The sequence below is a fragment of the Pedobacter sp. PF22-3 genome (assembly GCF_026239555.1).
Taxonomy (GTDB): domain Bacteria; phylum Bacteroidota; class Bacteroidia; order Sphingobacteriales; family Sphingobacteriaceae; genus Pedobacter.
Genome location: NZ_JAPIVP010000002.1, coordinates 454,313 through 471,351, shown reverse-complemented (window position 1 = coordinate 471,351; position 17,039 = coordinate 454,313). Strand labels below are relative to the sequence as shown.

The 17,039-nt window shown below is 40.4% G+C and carries 11 protein-coding genes; 7 read left to right on the top strand and 4 right to left on the bottom strand.

Going from position 1 to position 17,039, the window contains the following annotated elements; all coding sequences use genetic code 11:
* From OQX63_RS04995 to OQX63_RS04985, 3 genes are all read left to right on the top strand, one after another.
* Positions 1-477 carry a hypothetical protein gene (locus OQX63_RS04995; protein ID WP_265849781.1) on the top strand — a complete coding sequence of 159 codons (477 nt, stop codon included), beginning with the start codon at positions 1-3 and terminating at the stop codon, positions 475-477.
* Between the two features lie 426 nt (positions 478-903).
* Positions 904-3,492 (top strand): phosphatidylglycerol lysyltransferase domain-containing protein, encoded by a 2,589-nt coding sequence (locus tag OQX63_RS04990; protein ID WP_265849779.1) that lies wholly within the window; start codon positions 904-906, stop codon positions 3,490-3,492.
* A gap of 107 nt (positions 3,493-3,599) precedes the next feature.
* Positions 3,600-4,934, top strand: coding sequence for an AcvB/VirJ family lysyl-phosphatidylglycerol hydrolase (locus OQX63_RS04985; protein WP_265849778.1), 1,335 nt, complete (start codon positions 3,600-3,602; stop codon positions 4,932-4,934).
* 1,047 nt (positions 4,935-5,981) lie between these two features.
* Here OQX63_RS04985 and OQX63_RS04980 read toward each other — a convergent pair.
* The 4 genes from OQX63_RS04980 to OQX63_RS04965 all read right to left on the bottom strand — a co-directional run bounded on the left by OQX63_RS04980 (position 5,982) and on the right by OQX63_RS04965 (position 12,793).
* Positions 5,982-7,073: an alkaline phosphatase family protein gene (locus OQX63_RS04980; protein ID WP_265849777.1), complete on the bottom strand. Its 1,092-nt coding sequence runs from the start codon at positions 7,071-7,073 to the stop codon at positions 5,982-5,984.
* A 59-nt stretch (positions 7,074-7,132) separates the two neighbouring features.
* Positions 7,133-8,731, bottom strand: a complete 1,599-nt coding sequence (locus OQX63_RS04975) for a SusD/RagB family nutrient-binding outer membrane lipoprotein (protein WP_265849776.1) — start codon at positions 8,729-8,731, stop codon at positions 7,133-7,135.
* 20 nt (positions 8,732-8,751) lie between these two features.
* Positions 8,752-12,033, bottom strand: a complete 3,282-nt coding sequence (locus tag OQX63_RS04970; RefSeq protein WP_265849775.1) for a SusC/RagA family TonB-linked outer membrane protein — start codon at positions 12,031-12,033, stop codon at positions 8,752-8,754.
* Between the two features lie 181 nt (positions 12,034-12,214).
* Positions 12,215-12,793 (bottom strand): HD domain-containing protein, encoded by a 579-nt coding sequence (locus OQX63_RS04965; protein WP_265849774.1) that lies wholly within the window; start codon positions 12,791-12,793, stop codon positions 12,215-12,217.
* 150 nt (positions 12,794-12,943) lie between these two features.
* Between OQX63_RS04965 and OQX63_RS04960 the strand changes: the two genes are divergently transcribed.
* From OQX63_RS04960 to OQX63_RS04945, 4 genes are all read left to right on the top strand, one after another.
* Positions 12,944-13,522: a helix-turn-helix domain-containing protein gene (locus tag OQX63_RS04960; RefSeq protein WP_265849773.1), complete on the top strand. Its 579-nt coding sequence runs from the start codon at positions 12,944-12,946 to the stop codon at positions 13,520-13,522.
* 81 nt (positions 13,523-13,603) lie between these two features.
* A complete protein-coding gene (locus tag OQX63_RS04955; protein ID WP_265849772.1) occupies positions 13,604-14,287 on the top strand; it encodes an HAD-IA family hydrolase in 684 nt (227 codons plus the stop codon).
* A gap of 6 nt (positions 14,288-14,293) precedes the next feature.
* The gene (locus tag OQX63_RS04950) at positions 14,294-15,604 is read left to right on the top strand and encodes a DUF5690 family protein (protein ID WP_265849771.1); all 1,311 of its coding nucleotides are present in this window, start codon (positions 14,294-14,296) and stop codon (positions 15,602-15,604) included.
* Positions 15,601-16,740 (top strand): TIGR03364 family FAD-dependent oxidoreductase, encoded by a 1,140-nt coding sequence (locus OQX63_RS04945; RefSeq protein ID WP_265849770.1) that lies wholly within the window; start codon positions 15,601-15,603, stop codon positions 16,738-16,740. Before OQX63_RS04950 ends, OQX63_RS04945 begins: the two co-directional genes overlap by 4 nt.
* Positions 16,741-17,039: the final 299 nt, after the last annotated feature.

Sequence of the window (17,039 nt, the reverse complement as noted above, 5' to 3'; positions counted from 1 at the left end):
ATGAAACTACGATTCACAGCAGGGATATTTTCTTTTTTTATATTCATCATGTTGGGCTGTAGACCAAGTACACCTAACAGGATCAATAAAGAAGCTTCAGTCAGCAGTATTTCTAAACTCCCTGAAAATCCTTTGGAAATGACGCCAATGGCGGTGAGCCTGCAGCCAGAAATAAAAACAATGGCTGCACTTTATGGTAACGGCATGGCCGCAAAACGTTTAAAAGATGGAGCAGATTATGCAGCTGGTTCTGTACTTTACCTGGTTACCTGGAAAGGGAAGGCTGATCCGGATTGGTTTGGCGCCCGCATTCCAGAGCAGGTAGCAGCCATAGAGCGGGTTTCGATTGATCAGAACGGACAAAAAAGCTACACTTTTTTTAAAGGCCCTGCGTGGTATTCCGGTTTAAACTTTAAAAATGATGAAAGGCAAAATATAATGCTTTCTATGCCGCTTGCTGGTTCGCCGGGCAGCTAATACCGGGAATTTCTTTTAAATATGTGCAAAAATTAATTAGCCACGGAAACACAGAAATCACAGAGGAAATTAAATTTTTCCGTGTTTTTCGCCCTCCGTGGCAAAAATGAGGCTTAGGCATACGCAGGAAGAAAAAGAATTATCAGAGAAAAGGCAAAAGCAATTTCCCTGGCGGCTAATAGGTGTTAAACAAATCAAATTAATTAAATCATAATTTTAAAATTGGCCTAAGTATTGATTACGATAATTTACTTAAAATCCTCTAGGTATTATGGTTTCACCAATGAGTGTCCGGTTAAAATTTTCACAGAATGATCTAATTTGCCCCTCTTTTTTACTATAAAATTTGGTGTGTCATTTATATGATTTATATGTTTTTACTATTGAATTGATTTGTTATTTTAGCCATAGCCAGATAATCTACCTATGATCAAGCTGAACCATCAACACTTTAAGTCAAGGAAATACTATGCCAAGGAAATTCTTGGTTTTATCTTTATCCTTTTTGCCATTTTCTTTTTCCGGCACCAGAAGCATGAGCTTCACCAGCTTGGTGGAATAATCCGCTCATCAAACACGCTTTTGGTTATAATTGGCATTATCTTAACCATAGTTTATTGCCTTAGCCACGCCATCATGTATCGTTATAGCTTTAAAACCATAGATGCCAACATTAGCATGGGCAAGGGGTTAAAGCTTTTTCTTAAAAGGAATTTTGTTAGTGTGTTTCTGCCTGGTGGAGGCGTTACTTCGTTAGCTTTTTTCTCAGGAGAGATAGAAAAAAGCGGCGTAAGCCGCACACGGATCAGTTTAGCTTCTTATATATATGGTCTTGTGGGTATTTTCACAGTATTTATTGTAACCATCCCCGTAATGATTTATCTGCTGTTCACCAAACAACAGCTCGATGGCGATTTGTTGGCTTTTGCTGCACTTAGCCTAACCATTATTCTTCTCGTAGGTTTAAGTATTTCGCTGATCAAAAAAGGATGGGCATATCAAAAGCTTATCCGCTTTAGGCCAGATACAGAACTTATTTTAGCAGAAATCGCCGCAAGTAATTTTTCTTCCGCTGCGCTGATCAAAACCATATTAATCTCCTTATTTATTGAGTTCGCCGGCATTGCCCACCTTGTTGTTGCCATGAAGGCACTGGGCATTTCAGGGCATCTGGATGCAGCTATTGTGGGTTACGTAATTGCTACGTTATTTCTGGTGATCTCTCCATTTTTAAAAGGGCTTGGTGCGGTAGAGCTAAGTCTTGTACTTGTGCTCAAGCGATATGGCCTGGATACCACCCAGGCTGCAGCAGTTACCTTTCTTTACCGCTTGTTTGAATTTTGGTTACCATTGGTTTTTGGTGCGCTAAGTTTTATTTTAAATAAAAGAAATATTGTGCTGCGCATCTGGCCGGCGTTGATGCTTTTTGCTTTGGGTATAGTTGATATTATCTCTGTACTTACTCCGGCCCTTAAAGGACGTCTGGATATACTCGCAAATTTTTTGCCTGTTGAGGCTTTAAGGTTATCAAACGGATTGGTGTTGTTGATTGGTGTGCTACAGCTCATTACCGCAGCCTTTTTGTTAAAAGGAATGAGAAGCGCCTGGAATATCGCTGTTTTGCTCTGCATACTGGCCATCGGTGGAAATATGATAAAAGGCCTTGATTATGAAGAGGCAGTTTTGGCGCTTACCGTATTAGTAGTATTACTGCTTACCCGGAAACAATATTATGTAAAAGCAAACCGTAACCTGCAGAATTTTAGTTTGGGCGTTGCACTCACAATCTTTGCCGCGGTTACTGTTTATGGTATAGTTGGATTTTACTTTCTCGATAAAAGGCATTTCGGTATTGATTTTTCTTTAGAAAATGCTATCCGCAGCACTTTTGATAATTTCATATTCCTCAATTCTGGTGGGCTTGTTGCCAAAACCCATTTCGCCTCGCTGTTTTTAAATTCGATACGCTTACTTGGTGCCGGAGCTATCCTGCTAATCGTTTATGGTTCCATTAAACCCTATCTTTTTGAAGATGGGGTTGAGGAAGAGGAATTGGAAGAAGCGAAGCAACTGCTGGAAAAATACGGACGTTCTGCTGTTGATTATTTTAAAACCTATAGCGATAAGCTTTTCTTTTTTCCGGAAAATCGTGATGGTTTTATAGCCTACCGTGCTTCGGGAGATTTCGCCATCGCTTTAGAAGGACCAGTATGCGCAAATCAAGAAGAGATCAAACTGGGCATACTCCGTGAGTTTGAGCAGTTTTGTCTGCAGAATGGACTTAAAGCCGCTTATTACCGTGTAGACGGTAAAGAAATTGGCCTGTATGAAAAACTGGGAAGGAAAAATATTATCATTGGCCAGGAAGCCATAGTAGACCTTGATAGTTTTAGTTTGGAAGGTGGCGCAAGAAAATCGTTGAGAAATGCGCTAAGCAGTATTCAGAAAAAGGGTTTTGTAATTAAAACCTATCTTCCCCCTGTAAAGTCAGGCATGCTGCAAAAAGTTAGACAGGTGAGCGATGACTGGCTGATAAGCCTTGAGCGGGAGGAAATGGTTTTTTCTCAGGGAAGGTTTGATGAAAATGAACTCAAAAATCAGCCGCTTTTATCTTTAGAAAATGAGGATGAAAAGGTTGTCGCATTTTTGAATATTATTCCCGATTATGCATCTGGTGAGCTTACTTATGATTTAATCCGTAAGACCACAGATGCGCCTGGTGGCAATATGGATGCGCTCATTGTCGAACTCATCGCTTATGGTAAAGCCAATGGATACAAGTTTTTGAATATGGGTATGGCACCACTTTCTGGTATTGAGAAAGGTAGAGATTTTCCTGAACAGGCTGTAAAGTTTGCCTATGAAAAGCTTCGCATGTTCAGCCACTACCATGGTCTTCGCGATTTTAAACAGAAGTTTTCACCTGCCTGGGAAGACAGGTTTTTAGTTTATGATACCCATTTTGATCTCTTAAGGCTTCCTTCTGCATTAAATGCTGTAATGAAAGCCGATTAATCTTTTTCATGATGAAAAAAAATAATTTATTACGAAAGTGTATTCATCTGCAAATCCCTTTGTGTACAGCCGTAGTATTGCTGCTGATTTTAATTTCCTCCAAAATTATGGCAGCGCCTGCCGACTCGCTATCTTATGCAGGATTTGGAAAACTCAGGCTTTATAAAGCAGAGAAAACGGTAGAAAATGTGATCATCTGCATTTCTGGTGATGGCGGATGGAATGCAGGTATTGAAGGCATCGCTTTGCACCTAAAAGACGAACATACGCTTTTAATCGGGGTAGATATCAGGCCGGTTTTCCGTGCGATGAATAAAAGTGCAACTTCCTGTTTATATCCTGCTGCAGATTTTGAGCGGATGAGCCAGTTTATTCAGAAAAAGCTGGGTTATAAAACCTATAATGTTCCTATACTTTTAGGTTATTCTTCAGGGGCTACACTGGTATATGGTTTATTGGCGCAGGCGCCACAGAATACTTTCAGGGCCGGAATTGTTTTGGGGTTTTGTCCTGATATCAATATTAAAAAACCTTTATGTAAGGGTTCTGGTAATTTCACGGTTCTGAAACGTAAGGATGGCAAGGGTTATGATATTGGCGCTGCGGGCAATCTTTCTGCACCGCTCATTTCTCTTCAGGGCGAGAATGATAAAATTTGCAATTACGCATCAACGACCGCTTTCTTAAAAAATGTGGGCAATGCTAAGGTTATACCGCTTCCGGGCGTAGGGCATGGTTATGGAAATGAGAAAAACTGGGTTCCCCAGCTCATGTCTGCCTATAAGGAAATTGTTCAGAACCAGGAAAAGGGAATCCCGGTTGGGGCAATGCGAAAATTAGATCTTCCCCTTCACCTTACAGAAGCCAAAACAACCGGTGGCGATTATATGGTCGTATTTATCTCCGGAGATGGCGGCTGGACCGGTTATGATCAACAAATTGTAGACGCTTTTGCTGAGCGGGGAGCCCCGGTTGTAGGACTTGACGCATTAAAATATTTCTGGGAAAAGAAAAACCCATCACAGCTTGCTGAAGATATGACCAAAATAACAGAAACTTATGCCGGGCAGTGGAAAAAGCAAAAAGTTATTTTAGTAGGTTATTCTTTTGGAGCGGATGTAATGAGTTTTGCTTACAATAGATTGCCTGAGAACCTGCGGCATAATGTATTGGCTGTAGGCCTGCTATCGCCATCAAAAGATACCGACTTTGAAATCCATGTTTCGGATTTGTTAAGTTTTGGCAACAATGAAAGTGGATTTTCTGTGCCTGCAGAAATCAACCGTGTACAAGGTACTAAAGTTGTATGCTTTTTTGGAAAAGAAGAGACCGACCTTCCTGTAAAAGAGATTTCAACTCAGAAAGCGAAGATTATTTACCTTCAAGGCGGGCACCATTATGTAAACGGCTTTGGCATCATAGCAACTGAGCTTATACCTTGATTTTTGTAGCTGATTTTTTTTATGCTTAGTATTTTGACTGCCAAAACGTTCCCCACTGGTGAGATTGCCCGTAATTTCATTTAGCTGATCGATGTGTATATATAATACAAGCGAATCTACTATGGCTTCCGTATTATGGTTGCAGGCGGATCGGTAAGGAACAGCATATTCTTTTCTTCACCAGTTCCACTATTTACCCTGTATATTCTGAACACCAGTTGATTACAAAACCATGGTGTTTACGTACGTTTTTATATTCGTTATAAAATTCGCCTTTTTGCGGCAATGACAATTCAAATGCTTCCTGCTATATGCCGCCCATGCTAAAATCGTTTTTAATAATGCTATCGGTGTTCCGTTTTCTACCAAGCTATAAAATATAGGTTATAATGCGATAACGTAACATACATGATCGTGGATGGCTATTTTATCTCTGATCTGATGTACTCCATAAGCATTCAAGAACGGCATGGGCGCCTCTTCTATGCTATAAGGGAAAACCGTAATTATGCAAATAAGTTCTGGTTTAGATTTGTAGGCACTTAAATTAATATAAAAACTTTATGGAAAAAATTGAAGCAATTAAACCTGGACCTAAGCCTAATAAGCCAGATGGTACTCCAGACAAAAGGCACAGGGTAACACCTGAAACGAAGCCTAAGCATCCAGATCTAAAGCCACATAAACATAGGCCTGGAGAATCAAAGTGATAATTTAACGGATGGAGTGGTTATATTGTATAAAATAGCCATTCTATCCGTGTTTAAATCACCATCTAGTCTTAGTGTCTTGCTAAGGCTAAAAATAAAATAATGAATGATATATCTGAAACAAAAACAGCCCACCTTCCGATGAGCTTTTAATCAGTAGCCCTTGCGGATAAATTCACGAACGAATTTGTAGAAGATTTGCGCCGTTTAGCTAGAATAGACAAACTTAAAGATTAATTCATATTTGTTTCTTAGTCTGGCCTTATACCAAAAAATAGTAAAAGCACGGTGTTGTTAGCGTGCTTTTACTCGTAAGAAATTTTCTAATTCACTGTGTTTATTTAAATACCGTTTGAATCGCCTCTCCAACCTCGTGACCTGCATTTGATTTAAAATCTAAACCCAAAAGTGCAGCCATGGTCTGCGCAAGTTGTTTATGATAAGTTGTGGTGGTGGTTTTAATTTCACCGCTTGCAGGGCTATCGGGACCTAAAACTGCAAACCAGGTGTTTTCTGCTCCTTTAACATCTGCGCCGTGGTCGCGCCATTTGTCCAGTGGCTGTTCGCCTCGACCATGATCGCAAGTAATCAGCAGGGTAGTGCTATCTTTATAAAATGGATCTGCCTGAATCATCTTCCATAACGACTCTATGTATCCATCTTCCTGTTTAGCTCTTTCCAGATAGAATTTGTAGTTTCCTGCATGGGCCATATCATCGGTTTCATCAAAAGCGATGTAAAGTACCCTCGGCTTGTACTGCTTTAAGTATTCCTTACTGAATTCATAGGTAATGAAGTCCAGTCTTGTCGAATCGCCAAGATAATGTGGAACATCGTGCTGAAGTTCATTTAGATATTTTAGTCGTTGGTTCGCATCCTTATTTTTTAGATTGGTATAACCCGCATAAACTGGTACGCCAGAACGATGTGTATTCAGGATTTGTGGGAAACGTTCCCATGAGGAAAAGGCAACAACCTTACCCTCAAACCCTTTTTGCTTGGTAATAAATTCAAGCACGTTCTGATTGGGGTTGGTAATAGGATCATTGGTATTCATTCTTGGATCAGGAAAACCTGTGAAAATCTCGTTATAGCCTGGATAAGAAAAGCGATAGGGATTGGCGAGCATATCCTTATTGCCCAGATCCTGATTGCCGTAAATTTGCCCTTGAACGGCCAAGGTGTTCCAAAGAAAAGGAAAAAGCAATTTTCTTCGTTGCACAGCTGAATTTGCCCAGTATTTTTTACGGACATCCTCTTTATCCTCGGTATATTTTGAATGGATTAGACTTGAATCTGCTCCACGGAATACTTCCTGCCAGCGCATCCCATCCAAGGTAACAATAATCAGATTTTTGGTTTTTGTTTTTTGTGCAAAGCTGCAAAATATGCTTAAACATAAAGCCAACATTAAGATCAATTTTTTCATATTGTGATATTAAATGCATACAAAGCCATATTGGCTTTGTATGCATAGTAAGAAAAGAATTATTTCAAGATCCACATGGTTCCGTTGATATCATCATTGCCACTAAACTGCGTGGTTAAGGCGGCCTGGTAGTTCTTTGCATTTGAAGTACGTTCGGCTGAAGAATACTTGAAGCGTAAAGCAATCCGGTTACCATTTCCCGTTCCTGGCCCTGTAGTAAAGGCTGGAATGCCGGTACGACGGTAAGTAAAGTAAGATTCTAATCCCGAGTGCCTGAAAAGTGCCAGATATTTCTGTTGAAGGATTTGGGTAATTCCAGTTGCACCTGCTGTATACTTTACCGCAGTCTGGTTATAATAGGTATTAAAATCTACTGGCACGATAAAAGTATCATAGTTGCTGGCAACCGTTACATCTGTTGAACCCGGGCGGTAGAAATACGCTGTATAGTTACCGCTCTCCGGAATGCCGTATGAGGCCATAGAGGCCTTAATTCCTGCAATGTAATAGCTCTCTGCATTTCCAGTTGTCCAACCTCTGTTAATCCCTTCGGCAATATTGAACATAAGCTCGGCATAGCCAATCTGTATGCTGGGCTCGCCCGTGTAGGTAGAGTAAAAACGTTTACGGTTGATAAATGAATATTTTTGCAGACCAGCATTATTATACATTACCCCTAAATCAAGACCCGCATCAGCACCAACAAAAGAGTTGAAATCAGTTGCACTTTGCTTTAAATTGTCCACACGGTCGCGTGCAGGCTCTGCAGTTGCATAAACCCTAGGGTCTTTCAACTGGGTAAGCAGGCTAATATAGGTTGCAGAAGAGTTTTTTCTCGACCCACTCTGTCCGAAGTTGTTTGGATTTTGTGGGTAATAATTGTTTGGGGCTACAAATGTATATTGCAGGTTGTCCGAATTGGCACTCATTAACGGATATTTAGCTGGATTTGTAATGATGCTGGCAAATTGGTTGATGATATTCAAATCGGTATCACTTGTTTTTTTACTCAGGTGAATCAGTAAACGGATTCGTAGCGCATTTACGGTTTTTTGCCATTTAAGCAAGTCATTATTGAAATAGATGTCGTTACTTAATGTAGCTCCGGCACCGGTTCCAAAATTTGCCGGATTTTTTATCAATTGATCCAGATCGCTGTTTGCACTTTCTAACCAGACTAATGATTGTTGCATCACTGTTTTTTGCGAATCGTAAACTGGCTCAAGACCATCCAATCCCTTTAGGGCCTGGCTCATCGGGATATCGCCCATTTCTAAACTCATCTTGCTGAAAAAGTAAGCTCTGAAAAATTTACCAAGCGCTTCATATGGATTAATTGCAGCTCCACCAGTTGCTGTGGCACGCTCTTCCATTGCAATTACATTCTTTAAAGTCGTGTAATAATCATCACCACTGCCCAAATCATAACGGTTATTACCATAATAATCGTAGTTATTCAGGTAGTATTGGCTATAAGTTTCCTTAGCGCCATCTGGCTGATCGGATAGGTTATTTAACACCCCGTTAAATAACAGGGCAGCAGAAACTGCATTTGGTTTGTTCTCGTTTTGGCTAAGCTCTTCAAAGCTTTTCTTGCAACTACTAAAGGTGATTGCTATAGAGAATGCCAGTAGATATATTGGGAATATTTTTTTCATGATTGTCTTTCTTATTGAGGTTAGAAGGAAACATTTAAGTTAAAGCCAAAGCTCCGTATGGTAGGGGATTGTAAACCTGTCGATGCTGTTGCATAATTGTATTGATCAAGGTCAACATCTTTAAAGCGCTTGTCCTTGTAGAAGTATAACAGGTTACGGCCGTAAAGCGATACTGATGCCTTTTTGATAAAGGTTTTTTCTAGCAGTTCTTTAGAAAATTCGTAACCCAAAGTAACTTCGCGAAGTTTGGTGAAGGTTTTACTCATCAAATTGGCTTCATCTGCATTATAGTATTTACTTACATAATCCTGAACAAAGGCAACTTGGGTATTTGGGGCATATTGTAAAGCACCGTAGTTTAAAACAGCTCCGGTATTCGAATCGTAGTTGATAGCTGTGCCATTGGAAATAACAACCCCTTCGCCAATATAAGAACCATTATAGCCGGTTTTACCAAAGTTTAACCAGTCCTGGTAGCGTGCTGCACCTAATGCCCCTTCGGCAGTTTCTGCATTTGAACCACCACGCATGGTTTTATTGTGCATATAGTCAATAATTACCCCGCCCACTGAACCATCAAGTTGTATGCCCAGGCTTAGGTTTTTATATTGGAATTTGTTATAAATGCTCCAGCTGTAGCTTGCAATCTCATTGCCTAAAAATTGTGCTGTTGGATTGATAAGCGGTTTACCTGCTGCATCATTAATGATCCTACCATCTGGTGTTCTTACGAATGCAGTGCCATAAAGTTTATCGGTACGGTCACCAGCTTTAAAGAAAGTTGCATAAGTGTCCTGGCCTTGAGGAAGCTCCTTGTAAATCTCTTTATAAGTGGAGATATTCATTAGAATGTTCCAGCTAAAGCCTTGTGGGTTTTTGAATATATCACCACTTAATGATCCTTCATAACCTGTTTTTTTGGTTTTCAAGGCATTTAGGTATTCAATAGTATAGCCTGTAGCCGTTGAAATCGCATTAGGCAGAATTCTTGGACCATCAATGTATTGGAATGCGGTTCCACTTAAGCTTAACCTATTCTTGATGAACTTGATGTCGAAACCCTCTTCATAGTTTACACGGGTTGAGGTCTTGATGCCATTCTGATACAGGTAATCGGATGCATAACCTGCTGTTTGGCTATTGTATGGCTTACTGGTTGCGTAAGAAGTATTCAATGAATAATCTGGGCCATTGTATGGCGAAGTGTAAGTTGTACCATAGCCCACAGGATTATTGAATAAAGATGTGCCTGTACTTCCACCAAAAGCAGTAATCGAGCTAAATGGGGCAGGGCCTATAGTTGTTGAAGTAGCATCCGAACGAATATTTGAATAAGATGCTCTACCTTTTAGATAACTGATAAATTCCGGCATTTTAACATAGTCTGAAACCACGGTAGCTACAGATAAACTTGGGTAGTAATAGGTAGTTGGTACCTGGAATGCAGATGATTTATCTAAACGGCCAGTACTTGAAATAGTGGCATATTTACCCAAGCTTAAATCTAATGAATAATAAGCACTCAATACACGCATACCTGAACTAAAACTGGTGGATTGAATCGGGTTTTTGGAGTTGCTAAAGGCATATACCTCTGGCACATTAAGGTAATCGGTTGAAGTCCAGCTAGAATTGTAAGACATGTTGCGCATGTTTCCACCAATTAATCCAGAAATATTCAGGAATTTTTTAATGGTATAATCATAGTTAACCATAAGCTCAGTGTTATTGTCGAACAAATCACGGCGGTCTTCACGATAATCACCTTCGTTGCCTTCTCTTCCATATGGGTGTGCGGAAAATGGCATTTTTTCTGTACGCAAGATGTTGTAGGTATCAATCTGCGAACGTAAAGTTGCATTCAGGTTGGAGTTTATCTTATAGTTTGCCAATAAGTAACCAGTTGTATTGGTTTTACGGTGACCGCGGGTCCATTCTTTTACCATAAACCATGGGTTGTGATAACGGGTATATTCGGCAAACTGCTGTTGAATACCTACTTTACCTGGTTGCCAAATGGCTTTAATGTCAGGAGCATTAACATCCCAGTCTGCTCCAGTCCAGATGGCTAGGTTATATATCAAACTGTTTGGTCCATATTGAACATCAGGAAAATTATCTGTGGTTTGACGGTTGAAGTTCACGTTACCTTCAAATTTCCATCTTGGTGATGGGTTGAATGAGGCGTACATATTAGCGTTGGCAATGTCCAGGTATTGTTCTGGAATATAGCTATCCTGGTGCTGCTGGGAAGCAGAAAAGCGTATTGTATGGTTTTCGCCGTTTGAAGTTAATGACAAGTTATTATTGGTTTGTACACCTGTTCTTAAGAAATTATTCAGGTTGTTTGCGCCTCTGGCAGTATAAGGTGTAGGTTGGCGCACACTATTAACAATTGGGCTGTCGTACTGGGCAATAAGTTGTCCGTTAAAATATGGACCCCAAATGTCATAATCGGCATCAACACCACCTGGTGCACCGCCTTTACCATCTACAAACTGGTAAAAGGTGTTTTCTCCAGCACCGTATGCGTGCTGCACTCTTGGGAAAGCTAGAAATCCTTTATTAACTACCGTACTGCTGTTTACATCGATGGTTAAACCCTGCTTGCTCTTATTCCCTTTTTTGGTCGTAATTAAAATCGCACCATATGACGCTCTATTGCCATAAAGTGCAGCAGCAGCTGGTCCTTTTAATACGGTGTAAGTTTCAATATCGTCTGGACTGATGTTATAAGTATCGGTATTAATGGGAAATCCATCTACCACATAAAGCGAAATTGTATTTCCCCTAATGGCTACATTTGGAGCACCAAGAAGTTCTGCAGATGGACCAACAGATAATCCGGCAACTTTTCCGATTAAACCAGTAATTGGGTTGGGATCACGGGCAAGCGTTAGGTCTTCGCCCTGAACGGTAGAAACAGCATAACCTACTTTACGGTTATCCTTTTTTACGCCTAAAGCGGTTACTACCACCTCATTTAATAATTTGTTATCACTTTTTAAGGTGATGTTAAGTGCGCTGTTGTTGCCCTCAACGCTCACCTCTTGAGGACTGAAACCTAAGAACCTGAACGTTAATACCTGTCCAGGCTTGGCCGATAATAAGAAGCGGCCATAATTGTCTGTGGTTGTGCCCACTTTTGAACCTTTTATCATGACGCTTACTCCCGGAAGCGGCTGATTGGTCTCATCATTAACTGTCCCTGAAACCTTGGACTGTGCCAATAGAATCATCGGGGAAAGGCAGCACAAAGTTAAAAGCGCAAGCCTTTTAAAAAAGGTGTATAAATGTTGCATTTGCTGGATGGTTTTTAGTTTAATTCTTACCAGCAATACTAAACTTTGTTTATTATATGTAAACTAAGTTTAGGTTAATTAAATTTTAAAGATTCATTGATTTAGCATTAACTGATTCTCTATTTAGTAACTAAATCGATACAATTAAGTTAAGATGACTTAACATTTTGCCAACAATAAACTATTTTTGTTCATTGAGATGCTTAATTGCCAACACCTTCAAATGTAGTAAGTTATCTACGGGGATGCTGACTGCTTTGGCCTCATCATCCCAGTGGCGAAGGCGGATGATGGTATCTGCATCTGGATCCTTTTCAAAGACTAATGCCTCTTCCTTGTTCATGGGGCCACCTTGAAAATCCAAGGTTACTCTACTGGCAGGAGATAATTTTTCATAATATTCTGGATACTTAAAGGTGAGGTAGCGTTTAGCGATAACATGACCGTTAACCAATTTGGCTAAACGGGCAGAAAAACCACGCTCAAGCAGGTAATCTGCACCAATTTGTTCATGGTCTAAGTTGCCCATGCCGTTCATGCTTTCTACCGCCTCACCGTATGCGCATAGGTGGCCAATGTCATGAAAAAAGGCGGCTAAAACAACCTCGTCATCATAGCCCTCAGCCATAGCAAGGCTTGCGGCCTGAGACATGTGTTCTAACTGGGATACAGGTTCGCCGATATAGTCCTGGTTGCCATACTTTTCGTAAAGGTTAAAGATTTGATTAACGAGCGCCTGTGTGCTTAATGATTTTTTCATAACCTGGATAAAAACGCAAATAAAACAGATTAGTGTTAGCTAAAAATTAAGTTTATAACATATCATCACGCGAAACCTAAAATAAATTAAATGCTTGTCAGGCTAGGATTAATTCTATAATTTTCGCAAATAAACCAATATCAAATAGAGATGGAAGATGATGTACTGATCCAGATCAGTAACCGGATTAAGGAACGCAGACGCGAAAAGAATATTACCGTTCAGGAATTGGCTATTAGAGCTAAGGTAAGTAAGGGGCTGATTTCCCAGATTGAGAATAGCCGAACTGTGCCTTCTTTGATTGTATTGATTGATATTATTAAAGCATTGGAAGTGGATTTAAATGTATTCTTTAAAGATATACAACATGGCGGTCAGGAATTTCCTGTATTAATCCGCCGCAAGGAAGATTATCAGTATTTTGAAAAAGAGGATACTGATGGCTTCTACTACCAGCGCATATTTACACAGTCCATCAAAAAATCTACTTTAGATATTGTTCTGCTGGAATTGGAGCCAAACGCGCAGCGCCCACAGATTCAAACCGAAGCCTATGAATACAAATACATCATCAGTGGAGAGATTACTTATGAATTTGGCGAGCAGTCTTATTCCTTGAAACAAGGGGATTCCATGCTTTTCGATGGCCGTATGCCACATACGCCTAAAAATTCCGGAGATACCAAAGCAAGTATGTTGGTCGTCTATTTTTTTGAGGAAAACAGTTAAATTTAAATATACCTTAACATTAACATAGTTTTGTATTAATAAACTAAGTTTAATTTTGCTAAACAAATAAACGTTATAGCAATGTCGATTAAACTTATCGTATTCGATATGGCCGGTACTACGGTCAAAGACGAAAATAGTGTTACGCAGACTTTTAAGGATGCTTTAGGAGAATTTGGCTATCAGATTCCTGAGTCTGTAATTAACCCGTTAATGGGCTATAAGAAAATTGTAGCCATTACCAAAATGCTTCATGAATATGAGGCAGATAAATCGAAGATAACATCAGTACTTATCTCGCAGATTCATGATTCTTTTGTAGAAAAGATGATAAGTTTCTATGAGCATGCATCAAGTTTGGAAGCGTTGCCCCATGCAGAATCTACAATGAAAACGCTAAAGGCTGCTGGTATCAAAATCGGAATCAATACTGGTTTTTCTAGAAATATAGCTGAAGTAATCATCTCCCGTTTACAATGGCGGGAGAAATCGGTATTTGATTATTTAATCTGCTCTGATGAGGTAGCCGAAGGACGTCCGAACGCAGGCATGATTAATAGACTAAGGCAAATGGCCGGTCTTGGGGAAAATGATGAGGTTGCTAAAGTTGGCGATACGGAGGTTGACGTGAGAGAGGGGCAAAATGCTCGTTGTAAATATGTTGTAGCCGTAACAACAGGTGCATTTACGCGTGAGGAACTCGAGCCGTATGAACCGACCCACATCATAGATGATTTGTCTGAGCTTTTAAGCATTATTCTGTAGCATTGTATGGAACTTATTGGGGGTTTAAAGAACAGGATAGCGAAATGGCCCTATGCTATCTGCTCAATTCTAGCTGCCATATCTGCATTTGGTGCCTATTCCTGTATGTATGCTTTTCGTAAGGCCTTTGCCGCCGGAACCTATCCCAGTCAGCAGTATCTGCATATTGACTATAAGGTCTGGTTGGTTATTTTTCAGGTTCTGGGCTATACGATGAGTAAATTTTATGGTATCCGTTTTATTGCCGAATTAAAGGGTAAAAGACGTGGATTGACCATATTAATGCTTGTTGGGATTTCCTGGATGGCTTTGCTTGGTTTTGCACTTGTGCCAGCGCCGTATAACATGCCTTTCCTCTTTATCAACGGCTTTCCGTTGGGCTTGATTTGGGGTTTGGTTTTCGGTTATTTAGAGGGGCGCAGATCGACAGAGTTTATGGCTGCGGTGCTGTCCATCAGCCTGATCTTTGGTTCGGGTTTTGTTAAGACAGTTGGTCAGACACTCCTTCATGTATATCATGTAGGCGAATACCAGATGCCTTTTTTGACGGGTGCCCTGTTCGTTTTGCCGCTGATGCTATTTGTATTTGTGCTTGAACTAATGCCGCCACCCAACCAGAAAGATAAACAAATGCGTACTGAGCGGGTACCCATGACTGCTCAGGAGCGAAATACATTCATTAAAAGGTTTCTACCAGGCATCGTTTTGACTTTGATTATCTATGTAATGCTCACCGTGATGCGTGATGTACGTGATAATTTTGAGGTGGAAATCTGGAATAGTTTGGGCGTAATGGATAAAAATATATACGCAAAAATCGATAGCCGGATATCGGTTTTTGTGCTACTGGCTATGGGACTACTTTTCTTAATTAAGGGTAACCTGAGAGCCTTTAGTATAATTCATGTACTTATCATCAGTGGCTGCTTACTCATTGGGGGTGCTACATGGCTTTTCAGTAACGGAAGCATTGGGCCGGTTACCTGGATGACATTGGCCGGATTAGGCCTTTACCTTGGTTATGTACCTTACAATGCCATTTTCTTTGAACGGATGATTGCTACTTTTCACTATAAAAGCAATGTAGGCTTTGTGATGTACCTTGCCGATTCCCTGGGCTATTTGGCCAGTATCAGCGTCTTGCTTGTTAAGGAATTTGGGAAACCCGATATTTCCTGGGGCAGTTTTTTTCATCAGGGCGTGATTCTGGTTGCCATTATTGGTAGCCTATGCGGAACGTTATCTCTAATTTATTTTTATCAATCTGCACGCAAAGGAAAACGCGTGAAAACTAAATATAAACTTTCCACGATATGAACAGATCTGCAATTGTGATCGGGGCTGGTATAGTCGGACTTGCAACAGCAAGGGCGCTGTCGCTTAGGGGTTTTAAGGTAAGCGTTTTTGAACGAAATGAAAGGGCGGTTGGCGCCTCAATTCGCAACTTTGGTATGGTATGGCCTATTGGTCAGCCAAATGGACAGCTCTTTGAGCGGGCGATGTTGTCGAGAAGTATATGGGAACAAATCTGCACCGAAGCGGGTATCTGGTACGATGAAGTTGGCTCACTACACATTGCTGGTAGTGATGATGAGCTTGAGGTGATGGATGGTTACGTTGCCCTGAATAGCCATTACCGAGACTGTACGTTGCTTACCCCGGAAGAAACCCTGACGAAATCTCCTGGTGTTAATCCAAAAAACCTCAAGGGTGCCTTATGGAGCCCGAGCGAAATGATTGTAGAGGCCAGGGTCGCTATAGGAAAGATTGCTGAATACCTTACAGGTAAATTCGGTGTAACTTTTCATTGGAATACCGCGATTAGCAGTGTGGAGGGTGGTAAAGTTAGCTCAGGTAAACAAACATGGGAGGCGGATGAAGTGTTTATTTGCAGTGGAGCAGAATTTGAGACCCTTTATCCGGAACTTTTCCGCGCTCAAGCGATTACCAAATGCAAGCTTCAGATGATGCGAATAGAAAGTCAGGCTAATAACTGGCGTATCGGTCCTGCCTTATGTGGGAGTTTAAGCATGATCCATTATCCAGGTTTTCATTCTGTACCTGCTTTGGAAAATCTTCGTAATCGTTATGAAACCGAGTATCCTGAATACCTCAAATGGGGCATTCATGTGATGGCGGCTCAGAACCATACCGGAGAGATTACCATTGGCGATTCTCATGAGTATGGATTGGTTCATGATCCATTCGATAAAGATTTTATCAATCACTTGATATTAAAATATTTAAAGACTTTTAGCTCTTTTAACGAAAATAAGGTTGTTCAAACCTGGCATGGAATCTATCCAAAAATGACCAATGGACAGACGGAGCTAATTATTCCAGCTGAAGATTGCGTAACAATCATTAACGGACTGGGTGGGAATGGAATGACTTTATCTTTTGGCTTATGCGAACAGGTAATTGGTTCTATGTTTGATCAGGCTTACAAATAGACCGATTTTTTAGACCATTTTGGCTCTACCCGTGTATAACTAAAATAGCTTTAACCGATTTATGTATAACCTGATTTACTGTACTAGAGGGAAACAGCCTGTAAATAGTGTTATGGTGATACCAACTAAATTGCCTGTTTTTCGTAACTTTACTAATTAAAGGTAAATTTATTTATAGCCTAAATGCTTGTAAACTAATTTATAATATCAGACCTAAAAGCAATCATAACCCAATCCAATGATAGGGCGGTGCAAACTGTCAATCACCAAAGGACGCTAATGTACTGGCATATCGGCAA

What these genes read in the sequence shown, in the direction of transcription:
- OQX63_RS04995 (WP_265849781.1), top strand. Translation starts at nt 1, where the DNA reads ATGAAACTACGATTCACAGCAGGGATATTTTCTTTTTTTATATTCATC.
- OQX63_RS04990 (WP_265849779.1), top strand. Translation starts at nt 904, where the DNA reads ATGATCAAGCTGAACCATCAACACTTTAAGTCAAGGAAATACTATGCC.
- OQX63_RS04985 (WP_265849778.1), top strand. Translation starts at nt 3,600, where the DNA reads ATGGCAGCGCCTGCCGACTCGCTATCTTATGCAGGATTTGGAAAACTC.
- OQX63_RS04980 (WP_265849777.1), bottom strand. Translation starts at nt 7,073, where the DNA reads ATGAAAAAATTGATCTTAATGTTGGCTTTATGTTTAAGCATATTTTGC.
- OQX63_RS04975 (WP_265849776.1), bottom strand. Translation starts at nt 8,731, where the DNA reads ATGAAAAAAATATTCCCAATATATCTACTGGCATTCTCTATAGCAATC.
- OQX63_RS04970 (WP_265849775.1), bottom strand. Translation starts at nt 12,033, where the DNA reads ATGCAACATTTATACACCTTTTTTAAAAGGCTTGCGCTTTTAACTTTG.
- OQX63_RS04965 (WP_265849774.1), bottom strand. Translation starts at nt 12,793, where the DNA reads ATGAAAAAATCATTAAGCACACAGGCGCTCGTTAATCAAATCTTTAAC.
- OQX63_RS04960 (WP_265849773.1), top strand. Translation starts at nt 12,944, where the DNA reads ATGGAAGATGATGTACTGATCCAGATCAGTAACCGGATTAAGGAACGC.
- OQX63_RS04955 (WP_265849772.1), top strand. Translation starts at nt 13,604, where the DNA reads ATGTCGATTAAACTTATCGTATTCGATATGGCCGGTACTACGGTCAAA.
- OQX63_RS04950 (WP_265849771.1), top strand. Translation starts at nt 14,294, where the DNA reads ATGGAACTTATTGGGGGTTTAAAGAACAGGATAGCGAAATGGCCCTAT.
- OQX63_RS04945 (WP_265849770.1), top strand. Translation starts at nt 15,601, where the DNA reads ATGAACAGATCTGCAATTGTGATCGGGGCTGGTATAGTCGGACTTGCA.